The following is a 21,142-nucleotide window of genomic DNA, read 5'->3' as shown; positions in this document are numbered from 1 at the left end:
TTAAGCTTCTTAGCGCCGATTGTAGTGAGGGGTTGCCCCTTGTGAGAGTAGGACGTCGCCACGCTGATGTTATTCCGGCATAGCTCAGTTGGTAGTAGCGCATGACTGTTAATCATGATGTCGTAGGTTCGAGTCCTACTGCCGGAGTTCTCATTTTGAGAAAGAGTATTGAGCTTCTTTCACTCTGGAGAGTTGTCCGAGAGGCCGAAGGAGCATGATTGGAAATCATGTAGATGGTGCAAACTGTCTCAAGGGTTCGAATCCCTTACTCTCCGTAACAAGTTTACCTGGCCCGTTGGTCAAGCGGTTAAGACACCGCCCTTTCACGGCGGTAACACGGGTTCGAATCCCGTACGGGTCATTTTAATTGAATGTTGGAGGTTTAGCTCAGCTGGGAGAGCATCTGCCTTACAAGCAGAGGGTCAGCGGTTCGATCCCGTTAACCTCCATAATGAACTGGTTCCGTGGTGTAGGGGTTAACATGCCTGCCTGTCACGCAGGAGATCGCGGGTTCGATTCCCGTCGGAACCGTCGTTCTTGTTATTCAATTAATAATTTTAAAATATGGCGCGGTAGCTCAGTTGGTAGAGCAACGGATTGAAGCTCCGTGTGTCGGCAGTTCGATTCTGTCCCGCGCCACCATGGAGGAGTAGCGAAGTGGCTAAACGCGACGGACTGTAAATCCGTTCCTTAGGGTTCAGTGGTTCGAATCCACTCTCCTCCATTTTATAGGGGCATAGTTTAAAGGTAGAACAGCGGTCTCCAAAACCGTTAGTGTGGGTTCAATTCCTGCTGCCCCTGCCATGGCGAATGTGGCGAAGTGGTTAACGCACCGGATTGTGGCTCCGGCATTCGTGGGTTCGATTCCCATCATTCGCCCTTTTTATTCTTGGGGTATAGCCAAGCGGTAAGGCAAGGGACTTTGACTCCCTCATGCGTTGGTTCGAATCCAGCTACCCCAGTTTCTATAATTTATTCTTTATTTTATAGATTGATAATAGTATAATGGCGGTATAGCCAAGTGGTAAGGCAGAGGTCTGCAAAACCTTCATCACCGGTTCAAATCCGGTTACCGCCTTAGTACTAATAAATCAACTTGCCGGCGTGGCGGAATTGGCAGACGCGCTGGACTCAAAATCCAGTGCCCGTTGAGGGCGTGCCGGTTCGACCCCGGCCGCCGGTATTGACTAAGATGTCTTCATCTTAGTTTTTTATTGAGAAATTAAATAACATCTTTTATGATGGCGAATGTGGCGAAGTGGTTAACGCACCGGATTGTGGCTCCGGCATTCGTGGGTTCGATTCCCATCATTCGCCCTTTATTCTTGGGGTATAGCCAAGCGGTAAGGCAAGGGACTTTGACTCCCTCATGCGTTGGTTCGAATCCAGCTACCCCAGTTATTCTTTTAATTTGCCGGCGTGGCGGAATTGGCAGACGCGCTGGACTCAAAATCCAGTGTCCGTTGAGGACGTGCCGGTTCGACCCCGGCCGCCGGTATTACGAAAAACCTTGAAATTTAATTTCAAGGTTTTTTATTTTATTTAAATACTATTTTATAAACCCATAGATCAGTATAGGAACAGTAAAGTTTATTAGGTTTGAAAAATTTTTTTGTATAGAAAAAAGAACCTGTATTAAAAAATAATAATATTTTCTACTAAAATATATTGAAATAAAATTTCATAATTATATAATTAATTATGAACATTCTTTGCTTCATCATGCAGTGAATGGTTTCTATTTTATTGAAAAGGAGTGGTTTTAGTGGAAAAGCTGATGAAATGGGTTGAGGAAAAACTTGTCCCACCAATGGCAAAAATTGGTACACAGCGACATTTATTGGCAATTCGTAATGGGGTTGTTTCAACACTGTCATTGATTTTGATTGGTACATTTTTTATGGTTTTCATCAATTTACCGTTTCCTTGGTGGAATGAATTTATTGCCCCTTATTCGGCAACGATCGTTTTACCTTTCAGGATTACGATGGGATTAATGGCTATTTACGCAACTTTTGTTATGGGTTCGGATCTAGCTAAATCATATGGGTTGGATAGTGTGACAGGTGGTATATTATCACTAGGGACGTTCTTTATGTTACAAGTTCCTGTAAACGTTTTAACACCTGAAGAGGCACCTCTTGGCTGGGTCTTACCGATGAGCTCTTTAGGAGCATCTGGGATGTTTGCCGGGATCCTATCCATGATTTTTGCAGTGGAAGTGTATCGTTTCTTTAAAAAGCGTAATATTACTATCAAAATGCCAGAACAAGTACCACCTGCTGTTGCCCGTAGTTTTGAGGCATTGATTCCTGGTGCAGTGATTTTAACAACGACTTGGTTGATTCGAAGCGTCGCGGGCTTTGATGTAAACGCTGCCTTGTTATCGTTATTCGAGCCTTTAACCAATATTTTAGGGAATAATCTGCTTGGTGTTTTATTACCGATGTTTTTGATCCATTTGTTGTGGTCATTTGGGATCCATGGCATGAGTATCGTAGGGGCTGTCGTTCGTCCAATGTGGCTGATTATGTTGGATGAGAATGCGAAGGCGTTAGCAGATGGTACAGCTGCTACCAAATTGCCTTATATTGCTCCTGAACAGTTTTATCAATGGACAGTTACGATTGGCGGTGCAGGAGCCACGATTGTGGTATCAGTTTTGTTTTTATTCTTTTGTAAATCAAAATTCTTAAAAGAAGTTGGTCGCTTTTCCATTATTCCTGGTATCTTCAATATCAATGAGCCGATGATTTTTGGAGCTCCTATGATGTTGAATCCTTATATGTTCATTCCATTCAACTTAGTTCCTTTAGTTTTGACTATTGTCAGCTATTTTGCAGTTAAATTAGAAATGGTCAATGGATTTACTGTGTTGCCAACATGGACATTACCAGCACCAATCGGCGGCTATCTCTCAGCAGGAAATGACTGGCGTGTGGTTGTTTTGATCGTGATCAACACACTGATAGCATTTATCATCTATTATCCATTTGTAAAAGCTTATGATAAAAAGATGTTGTCAGATGAACAAAATAATAGTGGAGATAACGAAATACAAACTGCTTAAGTCTGATTTCAGAGGTGGAAAACAATGTATTGGCTGATTTTATTTTTTGTTTTTATCTTTTTATTAACGATAAGCCAACTTATGTTGAATATGCTGGCTATGCGTCACGTTCACATCAATCGTTGGGTTTGGGCTCTGGCATCATTTTTGATTGTGATTCTTCCAAAGATCATTTTACCGCAGATGAATGTTTTATTATCATGGGGTACATATATACTTTGTGGAATTTTTGCTATCAATTTTATGATCGAGCAGCATAGGTGGTTTGTCACATCGAAGCTTTAAATGTTCCAAAAAGCAGGCTTGTAAATGCAAGCTTGCTTTTTTACCGTTGTATCAAGAACAATAGACTATACTCCATACTAACTGAGTCGTTTCTTTTCTTTCCGTTCTGCCATTGATGTTTTTTTATATAAAGATTATGATTGCTTTAACCGATTTGGCAGAAAGAAGGAGATAAAAATGAGCGATTTATCAACAATGGATTTAGAATTAGTGGATGCTGCAACCGAAGTCATTAAATCAAATATTGATTTGGTGTCTTTCAATCATACAGTAGGAGCTGCAGTACGTTGCACAAACGGTAATGTGTATACTGGTGTGAATGTTTATTCGAATCATAGGGCATGTGCAGAAATCATTGCGTTAGGGACAGCAATCAGTCGTGGTGAACGTGATTTTGAGTGTATCGTAGCTGTGGGTGGAGATCATTCTGACATGATCTATTCTCCATGTGGGAATTGCCGACAGTTTATATTGGAGTATGCACCTGATTGTGAGATCATTGTCTCAACAGAAGAGGGGGCTAAAAAAATCAAAATTACGGATCTCATTCCATATGCTTACTACAGATCAGAATGATTTTATACAAACAGATTCTCTTTTTATTTTCAATCAACAGAAGGTTTAATGATGTTGGATGAATGATTATCGGTATACAAGGAGATGCAGTGTCATGGGGAAGCTAGTCATATTAAGAGGAAATTCAGCAAGTGGGAAAACAACGACAGCTAAAGCTATTCAAAATCATTTTCCTATGGGGGAGGTGATGCGAATCTCTCAAGATGAAGTGAGAAGAGGAATGTTGAATGTCAAAGATAAAATAGGAAATCCTACACCAGATTTGATCCGTCAGTTGGCAGAATTTGGAAAAGACAGATTTGATTTAGTCCTTGTTGAGGGGATCATGAGCGCAAAAATCTACAAAGCGATGCTTATGGACCTGTATGAGAGCTTTCAAGGAAATGTATTTGCTTATTATTACGATCTTTCTTTTGAAGAAACGCTGAGACGTCACAGCCAGAGAAAGATGTCAAAAGAATTTGGTGCAGAACAAATGGCGGATTGGTGGTTGGAGCATGATATACTTGGATTGCCTAATGAGAAGATACTGACTGCCGAATTAAGTCAACAAGAAATGATAGAGAAAATACTTCAGGGGATTGATCTGCAGGTAGACAGTTGATTTTTTATCAAGAAATAATTGGTGATAAAAATTAAAATTTTTATTCTGTTCTAAACAATTATGGTTGTTTAGAACTTTTTTTGTGTATGATATAAAGGAGAAATAATTTTTTAAAGGGAAGGAAATTGTTTTGATAAAAGTAGATGGAGCATTACTGAAAGAATACCGAAAGAAAAAGGGGTTAACACAAGTACAATTAGCAGAAGGTATTTGCGAACAGGCAACTGTCAGCAATATCGAAAACAAAAATATGTCACCAGGTATCAACATCCTAAGTGCGCTTTGCAAAAAGTTGAATGTCGAGATCTCCGATATATTAGTGGAAACAGAAGAAGACAAGATCAGAAAAAAATTAAGTGAGATTCAATCGTTGAATGCTGTATCGAAGTACAAAGAATCTTATGAAATTTTACAAACGATTGATCAGAAAAAAGTAAGCAATTCTGATCTTTTAAACCAAATCTTGTTTTATCAAGGACTGCTTGATCATCTTTATGCAAAAAAAGAAGATGCAGCATTGTTTTATTTCAATCAAGTGTTGGAACAAACGACCGAAACAGATATCCATCATTTACAAGCAGCTGCAAATGTGGCCATGATCTATTTGTCAAAAGGAGAATTAGACTTTGCAAAAGTGTATGTGGAACGTACGCTTAAAATCTTGAATGATACAGATTTTGATAATCTGATGGTCTGTGCCGTATATTATAATATCGCTACCTATTACAGCAAAATCGAGAACTATGAAAAAGCAATCCAGTTGTGCGAGAAGGGGATCGAATACAATAAGAAACATAAATCGACCCATTCATTGGAATACTTGCTTTATGAAATTGCTTTTTGCCATAAGCAACTAGGAGAAGACGATTATTTAGAAAGATATATGGATGCCAAAAAAGTAGCATGTTTCAACGGGAATGATCACGCGGTGAAAGTGATCGAAAACGACCTTAAATAAAGAGGTCATGACAAAAGTGTATAACTTTAAGAACACCGTTGATTCGAAAAAAAAAGAGATGTGACAAAAACTTTTGTCACATCTCTTTTATTATGGCTTAATTTCGATTGCAGCCGCCGCTTCAAAACTTTTCAACATACGATCTAGTCCATCTACTAATTTCGATTTCGGACAGCCGATATTCAATCGTAAAAATTGATGACCGTTTCCGCCGTAAATCGATCCATCCATAATCGCCACTTTGCCTACAGAAATCAGCTTCTCTCTTAAAAGAGGAATATCTGATACAGCTTTGGATACATCCAGCCACATCAAATAGGTTGCTTCAAGATCGACGACTTTTACATCTGGCAGTTTTTCCTGGATAAATGTTTTTACATACCGCTGATTGCTTTCAAGATAATGATTCAGTTCATCTACCCAATGACTGCAATACCGATAGGCACTCATTGTCGCTAACATACCGAAAATATTGGTAGAAGATAACCCATCCGCATTTTTTAACTTTCTTTGAAAATGCTCACGTAACCCAAGATTCGGTATCAACGCATAGGCAAATGTCAATCCAGGGAAGTTAAATGTTTTTGTACCGCTGGTGACAATCGCCACTTGTTCATAATTGAAGCGTGTGATAGGTATATGCCTTTGTCCTCGTCCTAAAATGTCCATGTGTATCTCATCAGATAATAAAAATATAGAATACTGACGGCACAATGCCACGATTTTTTCTAATTCCCATTGTTTCCATACTCTTCCGGTTGGATTGTGGGGAGAGCAGAGAAGTAGTACTTTGTTTTCTGGCCTGGCTAATTTCTCTTCTAAATCCGTAAAATCGATCCGGTACTGATTTTCTTCATAGATCAAAGGATTCTCGACTAGAAGTCGGTCATTGTCTTGGATGACTTTAAAAAAAGCATCATAAGCTGGCGTTTGTAAAACCACTCCTTCCCCTTTTTTAGTAAGCATTTGAATAAGGGTAGATACTGCATAGATAACTGTTGGAGTGTACATGATCCATTCTTCTTCCAGTAGTGTGTCAAAACGGGATTGATACCACTGTTTAATTGCTTCTTTTAATTCATGATGATTCCAGCGGGTATAGCCAAATACTGGATGGTTCATCCTTTCTTTCAAAGTTTTGAGTACTTCTTTTGGGACCATAAAATCTGTATCAGAAATCGTAAAAGGGAGTAAATCAGCTTCTCCAAATCGGTCTTCAACGTAGTCCCACTGTGTACAGTACGTTCCTTTTCTATTTATAGCGGTATCAAATGTCACAAAATTCACCTTCTATCTTTTTATCCTAAAATCGTATCAAGCTGATTGCGAACAGTTGTGACTTTTGTTCCGATAATCACTTGGACGTTTTGATGATCGAGATGGACCACACCTAATGCTCCTAGTTGTTTTAACTTTTCATCATCTACGATATCTGCATCTGCTAAAACTAAACGTAAACGTGTAATACAATTATCTAAAGATTGGATGTTTTCTTGACCACCAAGTGCTGCTAAAATTCCTTTTGCATCGTATCCGCCTGTTTTATGAAAGTTCACTTCTTGATCGGTATATTCTGTTTCATCCACTGTCTTGTCACGCCCAGGTGTTTTTAAATCCAATTTTATGATTACTGTTTTGAAGACAATATAGTAAATACCGAACCACAAAGCACCGATTATTAATACCCACCACCATTTTGTGTCATTACCTTGAAGTAGACCAAAAATCACAAAATCTAAGATTCCACCATCTGTATTCCCGATTACTACACCTAATAATGCCATGACCATAAAACCTAGACCAGTCATGACGACATGGAAGAGCCATAATAGCGGACTAATGAATAAAAATAAAAATTCGATTGGTTCTGTGATTCCGGTCACAGCTGTCGCAATCACACCTGAAATCAACAATCCTTTGATTTTATGTCGATTTTGTGGTGCTGCGGTACGATACATAGCTAATGCTGCTGCAGGCAGTCCAAAAATAAATGTAGGCATTTTTCCCTGTGATAAAAAGGCAGTTGCACTTGGCGAAATAGGCAAATTGTTTTGCAATTCTGCATAAAAGATATTCAGTGCACCAAATACTTCTTTCCCATCAATGATCGCCGAACCACCAGCTTCAGTAAAGCGTATCATCGAAACTAGAATATGATGAAGCCCGAATGGAAGAAGCAGTCGTTCCCCTGAGCCGAATAAGAAGGGACCAAATATTCCTGAACGTTGGATTAGCTGGCCGATAGCCATAATGACCATAGCGAATAAAGGCCAAATCAAGGGGATGATCAAACCAACAAACCCTAAAACTAGAGAAGTGATAATCGGTACAAAACGAGCCCCTGAGAAGAAGGCGAAACTATCTGGTAACTGAACAGTATAAAACCTGTTATGCAACTTATAAACGATGATTCCAGCAATGATCCCTCCAAGAACACCCATTTCGATCGTCTGGATACCAAAAACCATTCCTTGTCCAGCTTCTCGCAAGTGGTCGGCATCAACTAAACGATTTGTCAGGACTAAGTAAAAGTTGATGGCTAAATTCATGACAGTGTAACCGACGAATCCAGAAAAAGCGGCCACACCTTTTTCCTTACGAACTAATCCTAATGGAATGGCCATGGCAAACATGACTGGCAAGTAGGTAAAGGCAAAACTGCCAATAGCAGACATGAATTGGAACACTGCTTTGACTGCTGGATATCCTAAAAACGGTAAAGTCTGAATCATTGATTCACTGGAAAATGAACTACCTAACCCTAAAAGAATACCCATGAAAGCCAACAAAGCAACCGGCAACATAAAAGTCTTTCCCAACCCTTGAAAGAACTCCCAAAAGGTCGATTTCTTTTTCTTTGTATCCATTTTTCTTCCTCCATCTCTTAGTAGTTTTAAGATCTTAAAAAAATGATTGCGTTTTCATTTATAGGTTTATTATAGCTAACTAAAGGAAATAAAAAAGAGGAGACAGATATTCTGTATCCTCATACATGATTGAGTAAGCTGTTTCACTAGAAATAGCAACAAATTATAGCTAATTGTTTTTCATTTGGTCTGCATACATCAAGAGTACTGTATCAAATAAACAAATGACAGAAATTCTTGAACTTAAATCGACACTGTGGTGATAGCGAGTCGTTCCCTTTGCATATAAGGAAATCGTCGATAATTTTTCCAAGTTACTTCCCTTGGTTGAAATAATGCTGATGATAGGGACTTGTTGTCTTTGAGCAATCTGGGCATAGGAGAGGATACCTTTTGTTTCTCCTGTGAAACTGACGAAAATAGCTAAGTCTTCCTGATTTAAATTACTTACAGCTGCTTCTTGTTCATCCCAATCTGAACGAGCAAATGCTTTTTTTCCTAAAAAAGTCAGTTTTCGAGCAAAATCTGTACAAATAGGGAAGCTTCCTCCTAATACAAAAACTTCAATAGTATTCGATTGATGGATCAATGTCATCATTTGTTTGGCCTTTTCTTCGCTCATTTGATGGAACGTTTCTGTAACATTTGAAGTGATCTGGTTCGTGATTGTTTGAAAGCTTCGGCTATTTCCTTCCTGTTCCTCTACATGGATGGATTGATCGATGGCGTATTTCAACTCTTTAAAACCTTGATAGCCTAAATGTTTAGTCGTTCGGGAGATAGTAGCAGTTGAGACAAATAAATCATCAGATACTTCATAAATCGTTTTTGTTCCAATATCGGACAAATGGAGGAATATATAATCCAATATTTCATTTTCGATTTTACTTAACGAGGAACGCTTCTTTTCTAGTAAAGCAATCAAACTATTGCTTAACATGGACGGTACTCCTTTCAATATCTAACAAAAATAACACTCGTAAACAAATAGCTCTGTTGAGTTTAGATAATAATCTAACTTATTATACAGCGCTTTCATGAAAATGTATATATAATAAAAGTTAGTTAAAATACTGGGATGATCTAAAGACAAAAGAGAAGAAGGTAACCAATGAATCGTAACAAGCCCAAGATTGCTGAACAAAGTCCAAAGAAAATCTTTCTTTTCGATATGATATTCAGTTTGATTTCTTCTGATGGACTTTTGCAAACGCAACGTTTAGAAAGAAAATTGACACATTTCTTTCAAAAAGCGCAAAAAAATGTGTCAGTCAAAGTCTATGATTCTAGCCAAATAGACAAAGAAGCAAAGAGAGCAGACATCTTATTGCTCACTCCTTTACTTGGATACGCAAAAGATAAAATAGAAAGTCAGTTCCCTGAAATACCTGTTTTCGTGATATCTAAGGAAGAATATGGAACTTTGGATGTGGAGAAAATAGTAGAGAAGCTAGGGACTCTTTATAAATAAAAATGGGCGATCATTCAGAATGTTATTCGTTTAAAATTGTGCTGCTAGGAGTTGGAAATTTATGTTTGATTCAGAAAAAGTGAAAGAATTAAATGAATTGGAGTTGATTGTTTATACATTTATTTTAGAAAATATGAGTCAAGTAGTTGAGTGGACCATTCGCGAATTTTCAAATCATTGTCATGTATCAACATCTACGATATTACGTTGTTTAAGTAAATTAGGTTTTTCAGGCTATTCAGAATTCAAGTTTTCTCTAAAAGAAAAACTAACGAAAAATCGTCAAACATTTGAGTCATTTTATGAAGCAAATGTGCATGTCGATGCTTTTTTGAAAAAAGTGAATAATGAAAGTTATCACGTTGTTTTAGATCCTGCAATTGAACTCATTTCATTACATGATCATTTGATTTTTACTGGAATTGGGACTAGCGGAACATTGGGAACTTATGGTGCACGTTATTTTTCTAATTTACAGTTTAATGCCTACTCGATTACTGATCCATTTATTCCTGTACCGACACGTGGATTAGAGAAAACATTAGTGATTGTATTATCCGTTTCTGGAGAGACAGGGGAAGTTATTAAACAAATCGAAAACTTCAAGCGATACGGTGCAAAGATCTTAAGTATCACGAATGATCAGCATTCAACGATTGCTCAACTATCAGACTGCAATATTTCTTATTACATGCCGGATGTCTCTGGACCAGACCCGACAGATAATGCGATTAACTTAACTACCCAAGTACCAGTAATCGCGCTTTTGGAAATTTTAGCGCATCAAGCTTATCAGAAAGAAAATGCGATAAATCTGAAATAAGGATTTTTTGGAATCTATTATAAGAAATCGTGCAGTTTATACATATCAAACTGCACGATTTCTTATCGTTTCAGTAAAGTTGTTTTTTCCTTGGTACATGTTTTTATACGTTCTGAAAGTATTCCTTAGAAGGTTCAAATCGCTTAAAATGTATTTGTAAACGGATACAAAAAGTGGCTGGCCAGCGCTTCAAAAAATATGAAGGAGGATCATTTATGAATAACTTTATCAATGAAAAATTATTACCGCCTATATTAAAATTTGTAAACACGAAAGCAATCACTGCACTTCGTAACGGGATGCTTTACACGATGCCTTTTACAATCGTAGGTTCTGTTTTTTTGCTTTTAGCGAATTTTCCGATACCAACCATTTCTGAATGGGTCGCTGATAGCGGCTTGGCTGTCTATTTCAACGAAGCATTCGGTGCTTCATTTGCTATCATGTCGATTTTTGCTGTAATGGGTATTGCTAATTCCTATGTAAAAGAAGAAGGGTTCGAAGGCTTGCCCGCTGGGATGATTGCATTAGTAGTATTTTTATTAACTCAGCATTCAAGTGCAACGAATGCTGAGACAAAAGCCATTGTAACTAACGTTATCGACAAAACTTGGACTGGTGGTCAAGGAATGATCAGTGCAATTCTAGTTGGATTATTTGTAGGGTGGACTTATTCTTGGTTCTTGAAACGAGATATCCGTATCAAATTACCAGAACAAGTTCCCACCAATGTAGCTAACTCCTTTACAGCTTTGATTCCAGCGGCTGTAATCACCGTTGTATCTCTTATCATTTATGCTATTTTTGATAAAGTTTTCAACACGACTGTTGTAGAAGCTATTTATACAATAATCCAAGCACCGATGCAAGGAGTAACAGATACTTTTGGAGGTGCGATGATGTTAGGCTTCTTGGTACCTTTCTTATGGTTCTTTGGTGTACACGGCTCTACTTTAGTTGGAGGGATCATGGGACCGATTTTGCAAGCAAATTCTCTACAAAATACAACGATTTTGAATTCTGGAAAAGAGTTGACAGTAGCTAATGGGGGTCATATTGTAACACAACAATTTTTAGACCAATTCATGACTATAACAGGTGCTGGTATGACGATCGGCATGGTGATGTTCATGGTTACATTTGCTCGCTCGGCTCAATTCAAACAATTAGGACGGCTAGCTTTATTGCCTGCATTTTTCAACATCAATGAACCTATTTTATTTGCTACACCTGTTGTAATGAACCCCTTGATGGCTTTGCCCTTTATCTTGACACCAATGATTTCTGGTATGATCACCTATTTTTCGTTATACACTGGACTTGTTCCTTTATTTACGGCAGTACAAGTACCATGGACAACCCCGCCAATCATTTCTGGATTTTTAGTTGGAGGGTGGAGAGCTGCTGTTCTGCAAGCAGTGGTGTTAATCATTGGTTTCTTCATTTATCTGCCATTTGTACGTAAAGTTGATGCGTTGAATTATTTACAAGAACAAGGTGAAAGTATGGACCAAATCGAAAAAGACTTAGCAGACGAAACAAAAGGACATGTAGTTCTTCAAACAGAAGATGAAGAGGTAGGAATATGAGTATATTGAAAAAAGAGTTTTTATGGGGAGGAGCAGTGGCTGCCCATCAGATTGAAGGTGGCTGGCAAGCTGACGGAAAGGGAATGAGCGTAGCAGATGTGATGACTGCAGGATCTAATCATGTACCTCGGAGAATGACAGATGGTATCGTAGAAGAAGAAAATTATCCAAATCATCAAGCCATTGATTTTTATGTACGATATAAAGAAGATATAAAATTATTTGCTGAGCTAGGTTTGAAATGTTTCCGTACATCGATTGCATGGACGCGTATTTTTCCAAATGGAGATGAATTGGAACCAAATGAAGCAGGATTGAAGTTTTATGATCAATTATTTGATGAATGTTTAAAGTATGGAATCGAACCTGTGATCACATTATCGCATTTTGAAATGCCTTATCATTTAGTCAAGCAATATGGTGGTTGGCGCAATCGCAAGATGATTGATTTTTTTGTGCGGTTTGCTGAAGTTTGTTTTTCTCGTTATAAAGATAAAGTAAAATATTGGATGATTTTCAATGAAATCAATAATCAAACGAATTATCAAGAAGATATTGCTCCCTTTACTAATTCTGGATTGAAATTCACTGAAGGAGAAGAGCGAGAAAAAATTATGTATCAGGCAGCTCATTATGAACTAGTGGCAAGTGCAAAAGCTGTCGAAATCGGACACGCGATTAATCCTTCTTTTGAGATTGGCTGTATGATTGCGATGGTACCAATCTATCCTTATTCTTGCCGTCCCTCAGATATCTTGGCAGCAACAGTAGCTATGCAACGTCGTTATTGGTTTACGGATGTTCATTGCAAAGGGGCTTATCCAAGCTATATAAAATCGTATTTGGACCGTAAACACTTTGATTTGGATATTACGTCAGAGGACGAAGCGCAGTTAGAAAAAGGAACAGTTGATTATATCGGTTTTAGTTATTATATGTCTTTCGCAGTCAAAGATCATGGAAAAGGTCCATCATATGATTATGATGAAGCACATGATCTCGTAAACAATCCGTATGTTGAATCCTCTGAATGGGGCTGGCAAATCGATCCAGATGGGTTACGTTATGCCATGAATTGGTTCAATGATCGATATGAACTGCCACTGTTCATTGTAGAAAATGGCTACGGTGCTGTCGATGTCCCTTCTAAAGACGGAAAGATCCATGACGAATACCGGATTGCCTATTTACGTCAGCATATAGAGGCCATGAAAGAAGCAATTGTTTATGATGGTATCGAATTGATGGGATATACACCTTGGGGATTCATTGATCTAGTGTCAGCTGGAACCGGGGAAATGAAAAAACGCTATGGGTTCATCTATGTGGATAAAGATGATAACGGCAATGGCACATTGAACCGGAGCAAAAAGGACTCTTTCTACTGGTTTCAAAAAGTGATTGCGAGCAACGGAGAAAATTTATCTTTTTAGCAGTGAGATAAGCTAGTCTTGTGAAAAACAAGAGAACACGCTACGTTCATTTATTAATTTGAACGTAGTGTGTTTTTTATTAGAAGTTATAACTGTAAAAAATGGTGTTTTAACCAGTTTTTCGATAATCTTAACTACCTAAACAAGCATATTTACATCATAGTTCTTAAAATGAATCTACTTGGATGATTTTTGTCCCCGTATTCTTGATCTCGTCTAATACTTTTTCAGAGCAAAATTTATCAGTGATCAAATAATCAAAGACTGAAATATCAGCAATCTTGAACTTTGATGTCAGTCCGATTTTTCGATGATCAGCAACTAGAATCTTACATTTGATTGTCTGGTTGATCATCATTTCGTTGATTGTTGATTCATTCAATATTTTCGTTGTGACCCCATGTGCGACATCAATCCCGCTGCAACCAATGATACAAATGTCTGCATTGATCGAAGAAATTGTATTTAATGCGATATCGCCCACCAACGCTTCTTTTGGAAAGCGCATCTCTCCGCCAGTTAAAATATAACTGCAATTATCTTTGTGAGGAGAATAGTTGATTTTTACGTTGTTTGTAACGACGGTCAAATGGTTAGATTGAAGAAAATCCAGTGTTTTCAATGCAGTCGAACTAGAATTAATAAACAATGTATCATAATCGCTAATGTATTTACTAGCTTCTCTGGCAATCGCTTGTTTAATCCTTTCAGGACCAGATTGATCAAAATCAGTCTGGTTTTTGTAATTATAAGAACAATAACCGTAATTGCGGATGATCTCGTTTTTTTCTTCTAATAAATTTAAATCTCTGCGTATCGTACTAATAGATACATCCAGAGATTCAGCTAATTCAAAAGTTGACAATTGTTCGGTTTGCTGAAGTAGTTCCAAAATATCTTTTTGCCGTTTTTCAATATTGACAAGTGAGTTTTTCATGACTGTTGCCTCCTGAAGGTCATCTTGATCCATGGATTTATTTGATTAGTTGTTCATTTAAATATTCATATCTGTCTTTATTATACTGAAACGATCATTAATCTTTAAAAGAAAATCATATAAAAGATAAATAGTCATATAAAAGGGTTTTCATGCATGCGGTTACGCATTAAGATTTACTTGTAAGTCGTAAGAATGATATGGGGGGAGCAAGCAAATGAGCAAAACGGTGAATGAAGTGACAAAAGAAAAGTGGATATTAGAAACATTTCCAGAATGGGGTACGTATTTGAACGAGGAAATCGAATCAGAGGTAGTGGAACCTGGAACTTTTGCTATGTGGTGGCTAGGCTGTACGGGCATTTGGCTGAAAAGTCATGAAGGAACGAATATCTTATGTGATCTATGGTGTGGAACGGGAAAACGCAGTCATGGAAATGGCATGATGAAAAAAGGGCATCAGATGATGCGTATGAGCGGTGTTCAAAAGATGCAGCCTAACTTACGGACTCAGCCTTTCGTAATCGATCCTTTTGAAATAAAAAATGTAGACGCTTTAATCGTCACACACATCCATTCCGATCATCTAGATATCCACACAGCTGCAGCCGTTCATCAAAATTGTCCTGAAGCAATATTCATTGGACCAAAAGAAGTGGTTCGCACGTGGCAAAAATGGGGGATCCCTGAAGAAAAAACGATTATCGTGAAACCAGGTGATGCGGTCAAAATCAAAGATATCAATGTAGTAGCTTTAGAAGCGTTTGATCGGACAGCGTTGGTTACTTGTGGAGATCCGGAAGAAGTATTGAAAGGAAAAATGCCTCAGGAGATGGATCAAATAGCAGTAAATTATTTATTCGAAACATCAGGAGGTACTCTTTATCACGCAGGAGATTCACATTATTCCAATTTATTTGCCAAACATGGCAACGACCACAAAATCGATGTCTGCTTAGGAGCCTACGGTGAAAACCCACGAGGGATAACAGACAAAGTTACTTCTGTTGATATGCTGCGCATGGCGGAGTCATTGAATGCAAAAGTAGTGATTCCTGTCCACTACGATATTTGGTCTAATTTTATGGCTGATCCTAAAGAGATTACTGAAATTTGGAAATTCAAGAAGGATCGCTTACAGTATGGGTTTAAACCTTATATCTGGCAAGTAGGCGGGAAATTCATCTATCCGACAAACAAAGATGATCTTGAGTTTAATTTTTATCGCGGATTTGAAGATGTCTTCTCGATTGAAAATGATACACCGTTTCCGTCGTTTTTATAAGAAAGAAGGGAAGTTTCTTGCTGAAATACTTTTTTGACCATCAATTGATCCATTACCCAGATAAAGAAATCACGGATTGGCGTGAAGCTATCGTCGAAAGCTGTCGTGTATTGATTGATAAGAACATCATTGATCAAACGTATGTTGAAGAAATCATTCATTGTGTAGAAAAATATGGACCTTATATTGTGATTGCACCTCAAGTAGCCATGCCGCATTCTTCAGAAAAAAGTGAGGGAGTTTTTGGAACGGCTATTTCATTTACCAAGTTGAAGCAGCCAGTCCGTTTTGAAAGTGAAGGGGAGAATGAGGAGAAAACGGCCAGTTTGTTTTTTACACTCGCAGCAAAAAATCCAGAAGAACACCTAGAAAATATCCAAAAATTATCCGAATTATTAATGACAGATGGATTGGTTGAGCGTCTCATCTCTACGAACTCCATCGATGATTACCAAGTTGTGATGGCGGAATATAATTAATTGATAGAGGAGAAAAAAGATGGGGGAATTTTTGTTAAGCATTTGGACGTATTTTGCAACAAATATCTTGACACAGCCAGCGTACCTGATTGGTTTTATCGTGTTATTAGGCTATATTTTGCTGAAACGCCCACTTCATGAATGCATCGCTGGATTCTTAAAGGCAACGGTTGGCTACTTTATTTTGACTGTTGGCTCTGGTGGTTTGGTCAACAATTTTCGACCAATCTTGGTTGGACTGAAAGAACGGTTTAATTTGGATGCCATGGTTACAGATCCTTATTTTGGACAAAATGCTGTGGATGCTGGATTAATGGAGACATTTGGCCGTACCTTTGGAGATGTGATGATTCTATTACTGATTGCGTTTGTTTTAAATATTTTATTAGTCCGTTTTCAGAGATATACGAAACTGCGATCCGTTTTCACGACCGGAAATGTTCAGGTCCAGCAAGCAGCTACCGCTTTTTGGATTTTACTGTTTTGCTTTCCTGATCTAGGCAGGATACAAGTATTGATATTTATGGGATTGATTTTAGGGTGTTATTGGGCAGTAGCTTCTAACTTAACAGTAGGGATCACGCAGGAATTGACAGAAGGTGCCGGATTTGCGGTGGCACATCAGCAAATGTTCGGAATCTTTATTTTTGCTAAGCTAGCTGAATGGATGAAAAAGCGGGATGAAAAGAAAAATCGATCGATCAAGCAAGACAAGAAAATCGAAGATATCAAATTACCAGGATTCCTATCGATATTTAATGAGAATATGGTTGCTACTTCGTTGCTCATGCTATTTTTCTTTGGGATCATTCTGATTGTACTAGGCAAAGATTATTTGATTCAAGCGCAATTCATGCAAGAGGGGCAGAGTTTCTTATTCTACATTATGACGACTTCCTTGAATTTTGCGGTATATCTGGCAATCTTGCAATTAGGTGTTCGGACTTTCGTCGATGAACTAACTCAATCCTTTCAAGGAATCTCAAACACGATTTTACCAGGAGCTGTTCCAGGAATTGATGTAGCCGCTACTTTTGGCTTTGGTTCGCCAAATGCGGTAACGATTGGATTTTTGTTTGGTGCTTTGGGCCAGTTTTTGATGATTGGTTTACTGATTTTATTGAAATCACCAACGATCGTCATAGCCGGTTTCATTCCATTGTTCTTTGATAATGCTGTTATAGCAGTTTATGCCAATAACCGAGGTGGATTCAAAGCTGCCTGTCTATTCCCGTTTCTTTCTGGAATCATACAAGTAGGTGGTTCAGCATTATTCGCTACATGGATCGGGATGTCAACATACGGTGGTTATATCGGGATGTTCGATTGGGCGACAGCTTGGCCATTATTTACAGTAGTCATGAAAGTCCTAGGTTATGCTGGAATCGCCGTAGTCGTCATTGGTCTATTGGCTATTCCGCAGTTACAATATCGGAAAAATCCTGAAGGGTATTTCTTGATTGTAGAAGATTATGAAAAATATGCAGAAAAGCAGAAAGCATAAAAGAAATCTGATTAGACAACACTCATAATGGAGGGATTAGGATGAGAATTTTAGTATCGTGTGCAAATGGATCAGGAACCAGCTTGATGATGATGAGAAGTGTAGAAAAAGCAATGAAAGAACTAAATATACCAATTACCAAGATTCATCATTGTGCTATTTCAGAGGGAAAAAGCTCAGCCAGTCAATATGATGTCGTTTTTACACCAGTCAATTTTTTGAATATGTTTACTCAGGCAGAGAAAAAAGGCGTTACAGTTATCGGTATCAAAAATGTGATGTCCGCCAAAGAAATCAGTGAAAAATTTGCTGAAACAACATGGTATCAAAAAAACAAGTGAAAGAAGGAACCAAGATGAGCAGGCCGAATCTACAAATTGCGTTAGATCACAATGACTTAGAACATGCATTAGGCGATGTTATGAAAGTCGGTGATGTAGTAGATATTATTGAAGTGGGAACGATCCTTTGCTTACAGGAAGGACAAAAAGCGATTCGCTGTATTCACAGTATATTTCCAGACAAAAAACTGGTCGCTGATACGAAATGTGCAGATGCTGGAGGAACAGTAGCAAGAAATGTGGCTAATGCAGGAGCAGATTGGATGACAGTCATTTGCTGTGCAACAATGCCAACGATGAAGGCAGCACAAAAAGAGATAGGCGAATTACAAGTAGAACTCTATGGCAATTGGACTTTTGAGCAAGCCAAGGATTGGTATAACATCGGAATCCGACAGGTAATCTACCACCAAAGCCGTGATGCACTCTTATCTGGTGAAGCTTGGGGTGAAAAAGATTTGTCGAAGGTCAGCAAACTGATTGAACTAGGCTTCAATGTTTCTGTAACTGGTGGATTAAATCCAAACACATTACAATTGTTTGAAGGAATCGATGTGTATACCTTTATCGCGGGTCGGGGGATTACAGCAGCAGAAGATCCAATGAAGGCTGCACAATGTTTCAAAGATGAGATCATTCGTATCTGGGGGTAAGGAAATGGCTCAAATCGGGATTTATGAAAAAGCATTACCCAAAGATATTTCATGGAAAGAACGTTTTTCCCTTGTAAAAGAAATGGACTTCGATTTTATCGAGATGTCGATTGATGAGACGGATGAGCGGTTAGCACGATTAGATTGGTCTGAAGAAAAGATAGCTGAGCTGAGAGAAGAGATGTTTAGCTCTGGTGTACGTATCCATTCGATTTGTTTAAGTGCGCATCGGCGATTTCCGTTTGGTTCTGCTGATCCAGAAAAGAAAAAAGCAGCGAAACAACTAATGAAAAAAGCAATCCATTTGGCGCATAATCTAAGCGTCAAAGTAATCCAAATAGCTGGATACGATGTTTATTATGAAGAGAAATCAATGAATTCCAGAGAAGACTTTATCGAAGGAATAAAAGAAAGCGTAAAGGAAGCTTCTAAATATGGCATCATTCTTTCCGTGGAAATCATGGATGATCCATTTATGAACTCCATTTCAAAATTTTTAGAAATCAAAGAACAGATTCATTCCCCTTTTCTACAAGTATATCCAGACCTAGGCAATTTGTCCGCATGGCCGGAAAATAATCCGGCTCGAGAACTTGAGAAAGGGATCGATTATATCACTGCTATCCACTTAGCTAGAGCATTTGAACAATCTGAATCTCTGGTAAAGCGTAATGGAGAAGAGAAGATTATCGGAGTCGTTCGTTGGATCACTGTTTTTGCGACGATCGCATTTATTCAAGATATCCTCATTCATCCGAGGTCTCAGCGCCAAGGAATAGGCAAAGCGCTTTTGAATGAAGCTTTGGAGAAGATCACCAGTTATGGACCAGTCCAAATCGAATTATTGACAGATGATACTGAGAAAACAAAAAAATTTTATGAATCAGTAGGATTTGTTCAAGTAAAAGAAATGGATGCTGTTTCTTACATAAAGGATACTAGAAGATAAGAGGGTCTTTTTGGTAATGACAAATAACATGTAATAACGTAAAAAGAAAAAAATGGGAGGATAGATTCAAGTATCACTCAATCTATCCTCCTATCCTCGTCTATTTTATTTTTTTATTCACTTCTTTATCAAATACTATTTTTTGTACATTTGGACTAATATAAAAAATGAATACATGATTTTTTTTAAAAGAAAATGCTATACGATAATTTTTTTTATCAATATTGACTTTCATTTCATATATTCCCTTTGCCGAGCGTGTTCGTACTGGTTTTATACGAAAAAAATTATGGTCTACATGCTCTATGACTTTTTTAGAAATAGTTTTTTTGTATGCGAGATGTACCTCTTGCGGAAATTGTTCCAATAGTTCACTGTCAAACTCAACAGTATAATCCATATTTTGCTTCCTTTCTATACGGCTTAAGTGTTGGAATAAGTCATTCATTAGTTTTTGCACTGTTACTTTTCGATGATGGTTACAACTGCTTTGCCGCAAGTCAGTTCTTTTTCCAGCTCGCTCTTTATTTTTATGGCACATGGTTTGGAAAAAGGTGCTGCTTCTTTCCATGAACCAAGTAAAGGATACTCATTACTCATGCCTTTCACATATTGTTTATTTTTGACACCTTTTGTTTTTACTTCTACATAATACATTTGATCATCTTCTTTCTTGCTGTTTTTAGTTCATATTCAAATATATGTAAGCGAAAATGATTATGTATCTATATCTTTATGATAAATAAAAAGAATCAATTTAAAAGTTTTTTTCACTCGATATAACTAATTTGAATAATACATATAATAAAAACGGATAGAATCTGTTGCTTTATTGAATCACTTGTTTTAAATAATCAATAGACAAAAGCTATCTCTAAACGTACTTTGTAAAATAATATCATTTAAAAATTATTAGTTAATCGTTAAATATAATAAATTAAAATAAGACTATAACTATTTATTTTGGTTATTGCTTTTCTTTTTCGCATATTATTAAGTAAAAAAATTAGCAGTATCTGTAATATCAGAAGAGGACGATCACCATTTTAAAAGTCATGTTTCTATCTTAAGAAAAGAGAGTAGGTTCTATAATAATGATAAAAATATTTTATGTTCTGTTAATTGGTTGTATCACTATATTGAGTGGCTGTACAGCTACTACAGAAGGTCTGGATAGGCTACAATTAACTAGACAGAAAAATTAAGGTGTGTAGACTAGAAGAAAACATACCAGGAGGAATTTTTATGTCTAAGAGAACACGAAGAACTTTTTCACAAGAATTCAAGCAACAAATCGTCAATCTTTACTTAGCTGGAA

Annotated in this window: 21 protein-coding genes and 15 tRNA genes; 30 read left to right on the top strand and 6 right to left on the bottom strand. The window is 37.6% G+C overall.

Annotation, left to right across the window (positions count from 1 at the left end; all coding sequences use genetic code 11):
* The first annotated feature begins 73 nt into the window (after window positions 1–73).
* The 20 genes from KFO35_RS12825 to KFO35_RS12730 all read left to right on the top strand — a co-directional run bounded on the left by KFO35_RS12825 (window position 74) and on the right by KFO35_RS12730 (window position 5,493).
* Window positions 74–147: transfer RNA gene (locus KFO35_RS12825), tRNA-Asn, on the top strand.
* A 39-nt stretch (window positions 148–186) separates the two neighbouring features.
* Window positions 187–275: transfer RNA gene (locus KFO35_RS12820), tRNA-Ser, on the top strand.
* A 14-nt stretch (window positions 276–289) separates the two neighbouring features.
* Window positions 290–361 (top strand) — tRNA-Glu (locus KFO35_RS12815).
* Window positions 362–376: 15 nt separating this feature from the next.
* Window positions 377–449: transfer RNA gene (locus KFO35_RS12810), tRNA-Val, on the top strand.
* Between the two features lie 9 nt (window positions 450–458).
* Window positions 459–531, top strand: a tRNA-Asp gene (locus KFO35_RS12805).
* A 35-nt stretch (window positions 532–566) separates the two neighbouring features.
* Window positions 567–642 (top strand) — tRNA-Phe (locus KFO35_RS12800).
* 1 nt (window position 643) lies between these two features.
* Window positions 644–724: transfer RNA gene (locus tag KFO35_RS12795), tRNA-Tyr, on the top strand.
* Window positions 725–730: 6 nt separating this feature from the next.
* A tRNA-Trp gene (locus KFO35_RS12790) sits at window positions 731–804 on the top strand.
* A 2-nt stretch (window positions 805–806) separates the two neighbouring features.
* Window positions 807–879, top strand: a tRNA-His gene (locus KFO35_RS12785).
* An 11-nt stretch (window positions 880–890) separates the two neighbouring features.
* Window positions 891–962: transfer RNA gene (locus KFO35_RS12780), tRNA-Gln, on the top strand.
* Window positions 963–1,007: 45 nt separating this feature from the next.
* Window positions 1,008–1,078, top strand: a tRNA-Cys gene (locus KFO35_RS12775).
* A 20-nt stretch (window positions 1,079–1,098) separates the two neighbouring features.
* Window positions 1,099–1,183 (top strand) — tRNA-Leu (locus KFO35_RS12770).
* A gap of 61 nt (window positions 1,184–1,244) precedes the next feature.
* Window positions 1,245–1,317, top strand: a tRNA-His gene (locus KFO35_RS12765).
* A gap of 9 nt (window positions 1,318–1,326) precedes the next feature.
* Window positions 1,327–1,398, top strand: a tRNA-Gln gene (locus KFO35_RS12760).
* A gap of 15 nt (window positions 1,399–1,413) precedes the next feature.
* Window positions 1,414–1,498, top strand: a tRNA-Leu gene (locus tag KFO35_RS12755).
* 267 nt (window positions 1,499–1,765) lie between these two features.
* Window positions 1,766–3,070 carry a PTS sugar transporter subunit IIC gene (locus tag KFO35_RS12750; protein ID WP_024636578.1) on the top strand — a complete coding sequence of 435 codons (1,305 nt, stop codon included), beginning with the start codon at window positions 1,766–1,768 and terminating at the stop codon, window positions 3,068–3,070.
* Window positions 3,071–3,094: 24 nt separating this feature from the next.
* Window positions 3,095–3,355, top strand: a complete 261-nt coding sequence (locus tag KFO35_RS12745) for a hypothetical protein (protein WP_002309692.1) — start codon at window positions 3,095–3,097, stop codon at window positions 3,353–3,355.
* Window positions 3,356–3,532: 177 nt separating this feature from the next.
* Complete coding sequence (locus KFO35_RS12740; protein ID WP_002315267.1) at window positions 3,533–3,931, top strand: cytidine deaminase family protein; 399 nt, start codon at window positions 3,533–3,535, stop codon at window positions 3,929–3,931.
* Window positions 3,932–4,025: 94 nt separating this feature from the next.
* Window positions 4,026–4,535, top strand: coding sequence for a kinase (locus KFO35_RS12735; protein WP_156272383.1), 510 nt, complete (start codon window positions 4,026–4,028; stop codon window positions 4,533–4,535).
* Window positions 4,536–4,665: 130 nt separating this feature from the next.
* Window positions 4,666–5,493 carry a helix-turn-helix domain-containing protein gene (locus KFO35_RS12730; protein ID WP_002292394.1) on the top strand — a complete coding sequence of 276 codons (828 nt, stop codon included), beginning with the start codon at window positions 4,666–4,668 and terminating at the stop codon, window positions 5,491–5,493.
* A 90-nt stretch (window positions 5,494–5,583) separates the two neighbouring features.
* Here KFO35_RS12730 and KFO35_RS12725 read toward each other — a convergent pair whose 3' ends face one another.
* From KFO35_RS12725 to KFO35_RS12715, 3 genes are all read right to left on the bottom strand, one after another.
* Entirely contained in the window at window positions 5,584–6,780 is a 1,197-nt protein-coding gene (locus tag KFO35_RS12725; protein ID WP_002315265.1) for a MalY/PatB family protein, read from the bottom strand.
* Window positions 6,781–6,791: 11 nt separating this feature from the next.
* Window positions 6,792–8,360 carry a maltose/glucose-specific PTS transporter subunit IIBC gene (gene malX / locus KFO35_RS12720; protein ID WP_156272385.1) on the bottom strand — a complete coding sequence of 523 codons (1,569 nt, stop codon included), beginning with the start codon at window positions 8,358–8,360 and terminating at the stop codon, window positions 6,792–6,794.
* Window positions 8,361–8,529: 169 nt separating this feature from the next.
* The gene (locus tag KFO35_RS12715) at window positions 8,530–9,300 is read right to left on the bottom strand and encodes a MurR/RpiR family transcriptional regulator (protein WP_156272387.1); all 771 of its coding nucleotides are present in this window, start codon (window positions 9,298–9,300) and stop codon (window positions 8,530–8,532) included.
* 171 nt (window positions 9,301–9,471) lie between these two features.
* Between KFO35_RS12715 and KFO35_RS12710 the strand changes: the two genes are divergently transcribed.
* The 4 genes from KFO35_RS12710 (at window position 9,472) to KFO35_RS12695 (ending at window position 13,676) form a co-directional block, all read left to right on the top strand.
* Window positions 9,472–9,831, top strand: coding sequence for a PTS sugar transporter subunit IIB (locus tag KFO35_RS12710; protein ID WP_002315262.1), 360 nt, complete (start codon window positions 9,472–9,474; stop codon window positions 9,829–9,831).
* 61 nt (window positions 9,832–9,892) lie between these two features.
* Complete coding sequence (locus tag KFO35_RS12705; protein ID WP_002315261.1) at window positions 9,893–10,654, top strand: MurR/RpiR family transcriptional regulator; 762 nt, start codon at window positions 9,893–9,895, stop codon at window positions 10,652–10,654.
* 215 nt (window positions 10,655–10,869) lie between these two features.
* Window positions 10,870–12,243, top strand: a complete 1,374-nt coding sequence (locus KFO35_RS12700) for a PTS sugar transporter subunit IIC (RefSeq protein WP_002315260.1) — start codon at window positions 10,870–10,872, stop codon at window positions 12,241–12,243.
* Complete coding sequence (locus tag KFO35_RS12695; RefSeq protein ID WP_002315259.1) at window positions 12,240–13,676, top strand: 6-phospho-beta-glucosidase; 1,437 nt, start codon at window positions 12,240–12,242, stop codon at window positions 13,674–13,676. Before KFO35_RS12700 ends, KFO35_RS12695 begins: the two co-directional genes overlap by 4 nt.
* 166 nt (window positions 13,677–13,842) lie before the next feature.
* On the opposite strand, the gene KFO35_RS12690 is transcribed toward KFO35_RS12695, so the two are convergent.
* On the bottom strand, window positions 13,843–14,613 hold the full coding sequence (locus KFO35_RS12690) for a DeoR/GlpR family DNA-binding transcription regulator (RefSeq protein WP_002315258.1): 771 nt from the start codon (window positions 14,611–14,613) through the stop codon (window positions 13,843–13,845).
* Window positions 14,614–14,830: 217 nt separating this feature from the next.
* Between KFO35_RS12690 and ulaG the strand changes: the two genes are divergently transcribed.
* From ulaG to KFO35_RS12660, 6 genes are read left to right on the top strand one after another with little or no spacing between them, the layout of a single operon-like run.
* Complete coding sequence (gene ulaG / locus KFO35_RS12685) at window positions 14,831–15,898, top strand: L-ascorbate 6-phosphate lactonase (RefSeq protein WP_002292386.1); 1,068 nt, start codon at window positions 14,831–14,833, stop codon at window positions 15,896–15,898.
* 17 nt (window positions 15,899–15,915) lie between these two features.
* Window positions 15,916–16,377, top strand: a complete 462-nt coding sequence (locus tag KFO35_RS12680; RefSeq protein ID WP_156272389.1) for a PTS sugar transporter subunit IIA — start codon at window positions 15,916–15,918, stop codon at window positions 16,375–16,377.
* Between the two features lie 19 nt (window positions 16,378–16,396).
* On the top strand, window positions 16,397–17,881 hold the full coding sequence (gene ulaA / locus KFO35_RS12675) for a PTS ascorbate transporter subunit IIC (protein ID WP_024634743.1): 1,485 nt from the start codon (window positions 16,397–16,399) through the stop codon (window positions 17,879–17,881).
* Window positions 17,882–17,922: 41 nt separating this feature from the next.
* The gene (locus tag KFO35_RS12670) at window positions 17,923–18,222 is read left to right on the top strand and encodes a PTS sugar transporter subunit IIB (protein ID WP_002292382.1); all 300 of its coding nucleotides are present in this window, start codon (window positions 17,923–17,925) and stop codon (window positions 18,220–18,222) included.
* Between the two features lie 14 nt (window positions 18,223–18,236).
* A complete protein-coding gene (locus KFO35_RS12665; protein ID WP_002315255.1) occupies window positions 18,237–18,875 on the top strand; it encodes a 3-keto-L-gulonate-6-phosphate decarboxylase UlaD in 639 nt (212 codons plus the stop codon).
* Window positions 18,876–18,879: 4 nt separating this feature from the next.
* Window positions 18,880–19,824, top strand: a complete 945-nt coding sequence (locus KFO35_RS12660) for an L-ribulose-5-phosphate 3-epimerase (protein ID WP_002315254.1) — start codon at window positions 18,880–18,882, stop codon at window positions 19,822–19,824.
* Window positions 19,825–19,924: 100 nt separating this feature from the next.
* Here KFO35_RS12660 and KFO35_RS12655 read toward each other — a convergent pair whose 3' ends face one another.
* Both KFO35_RS12655 and KFO35_RS12650 read right to left on the bottom strand, forming a co-directional pair.
* Window positions 19,925–20,224, bottom strand: a complete 300-nt coding sequence (locus tag KFO35_RS12655; RefSeq protein WP_002315253.1) for a hypothetical protein — start codon at window positions 20,222–20,224, stop codon at window positions 19,925–19,927.
* Window positions 20,225–20,286: 62 nt separating this feature from the next.
* Window positions 20,287–20,481: a hypothetical protein gene (locus tag KFO35_RS12650; protein WP_002292375.1), complete on the bottom strand. Its 195-nt coding sequence runs from the start codon at window positions 20,479–20,481 to the stop codon at window positions 20,287–20,289.
* Window positions 20,482–21,142 lie beyond the last annotated feature (661 nt).

Origin of the sequence: Enterococcus lactis, from assembly GCF_015751045.1 — a bacterium.
Taxonomy (GTDB): Bacteria; Bacillota; Bacilli; order Lactobacillales; family Enterococcaceae; genus Enterococcus_B; species Enterococcus_B lactis.
This window is presented reverse-complemented; position numbering and strand designations above follow the sequence as displayed.

Excerpts from the sequence above, each read along its gene's own strand:
- ulaA (WP_024634743.1), top strand. The coding sequence starts at position 16,397 with ATGGGGGAATTTTTGTTAAGCATTTGGACGTATTTTGCAACAAATATC.
- KFO35_RS12650 (WP_002292375.1), bottom strand. The coding sequence starts at position 20,481 with ATGTATTATGTAGAAGTAAAAACAAAAGGTGTCAAAAATAAACAATAT.
- KFO35_RS12710 (WP_002315262.1), top strand. The coding sequence starts at position 9,472 with ATGAATCGTAACAAGCCCAAGATTGCTGAACAAAGTCCAAAGAAAATC.
- KFO35_RS12655 (WP_002315253.1), bottom strand. The coding sequence starts at position 20,224 with ATGGATTATACTGTTGAGTTTGACAGTGAACTATTGGAACAATTTCCG.
- KFO35_RS12705 (WP_002315261.1), top strand. The coding sequence starts at position 9,893 with ATGTTTGATTCAGAAAAAGTGAAAGAATTAAATGAATTGGAGTTGATT.
- KFO35_RS12695 (WP_002315259.1), top strand. The coding sequence starts at position 12,240 with ATGAGTATATTGAAAAAAGAGTTTTTATGGGGAGGAGCAGTGGCTGCC.
- KFO35_RS12735 (WP_156272383.1), top strand. The coding sequence starts at position 4,026 with ATGGGGAAGCTAGTCATATTAAGAGGAAATTCAGCAAGTGGGAAAACA.
- KFO35_RS12670 (WP_002292382.1), top strand. The coding sequence starts at position 17,923 with ATGAGAATTTTAGTATCGTGTGCAAATGGATCAGGAACCAGCTTGATG.
- KFO35_RS12700 (WP_002315260.1), top strand. The coding sequence starts at position 10,870 with ATGAATAACTTTATCAATGAAAAATTATTACCGCCTATATTAAAATTT.
- KFO35_RS12740 (WP_002315267.1), top strand. The coding sequence starts at position 3,533 with ATGAGCGATTTATCAACAATGGATTTAGAATTAGTGGATGCTGCAACC.
- ulaG (WP_002292386.1), top strand. The coding sequence starts at position 14,831 with ATGAGCAAAACGGTGAATGAAGTGACAAAAGAAAAGTGGATATTAGAA.
- KFO35_RS12660 (WP_002315254.1), top strand. The coding sequence starts at position 18,880 with ATGGCTCAAATCGGGATTTATGAAAAAGCATTACCCAAAGATATTTCA.
- KFO35_RS12665 (WP_002315255.1), top strand. The coding sequence starts at position 18,237 with ATGAGCAGGCCGAATCTACAAATTGCGTTAGATCACAATGACTTAGAA.
- KFO35_RS12745 (WP_002309692.1), top strand. The coding sequence starts at position 3,095 with ATGTATTGGCTGATTTTATTTTTTGTTTTTATCTTTTTATTAACGATA.
- KFO35_RS12690 (WP_002315258.1), bottom strand. The coding sequence starts at position 14,613 with ATGAAAAACTCACTTGTCAATATTGAAAAACGGCAAAAAGATATTTTG.
- malX (WP_156272385.1), bottom strand. The coding sequence starts at position 8,360 with ATGGATACAAAGAAAAAGAAATCGACCTTTTGGGAGTTCTTTCAAGGG.
- KFO35_RS12715 (WP_156272387.1), bottom strand. The coding sequence starts at position 9,300 with ATGTTAAGCAATAGTTTGATTGCTTTACTAGAAAAGAAGCGTTCCTCG.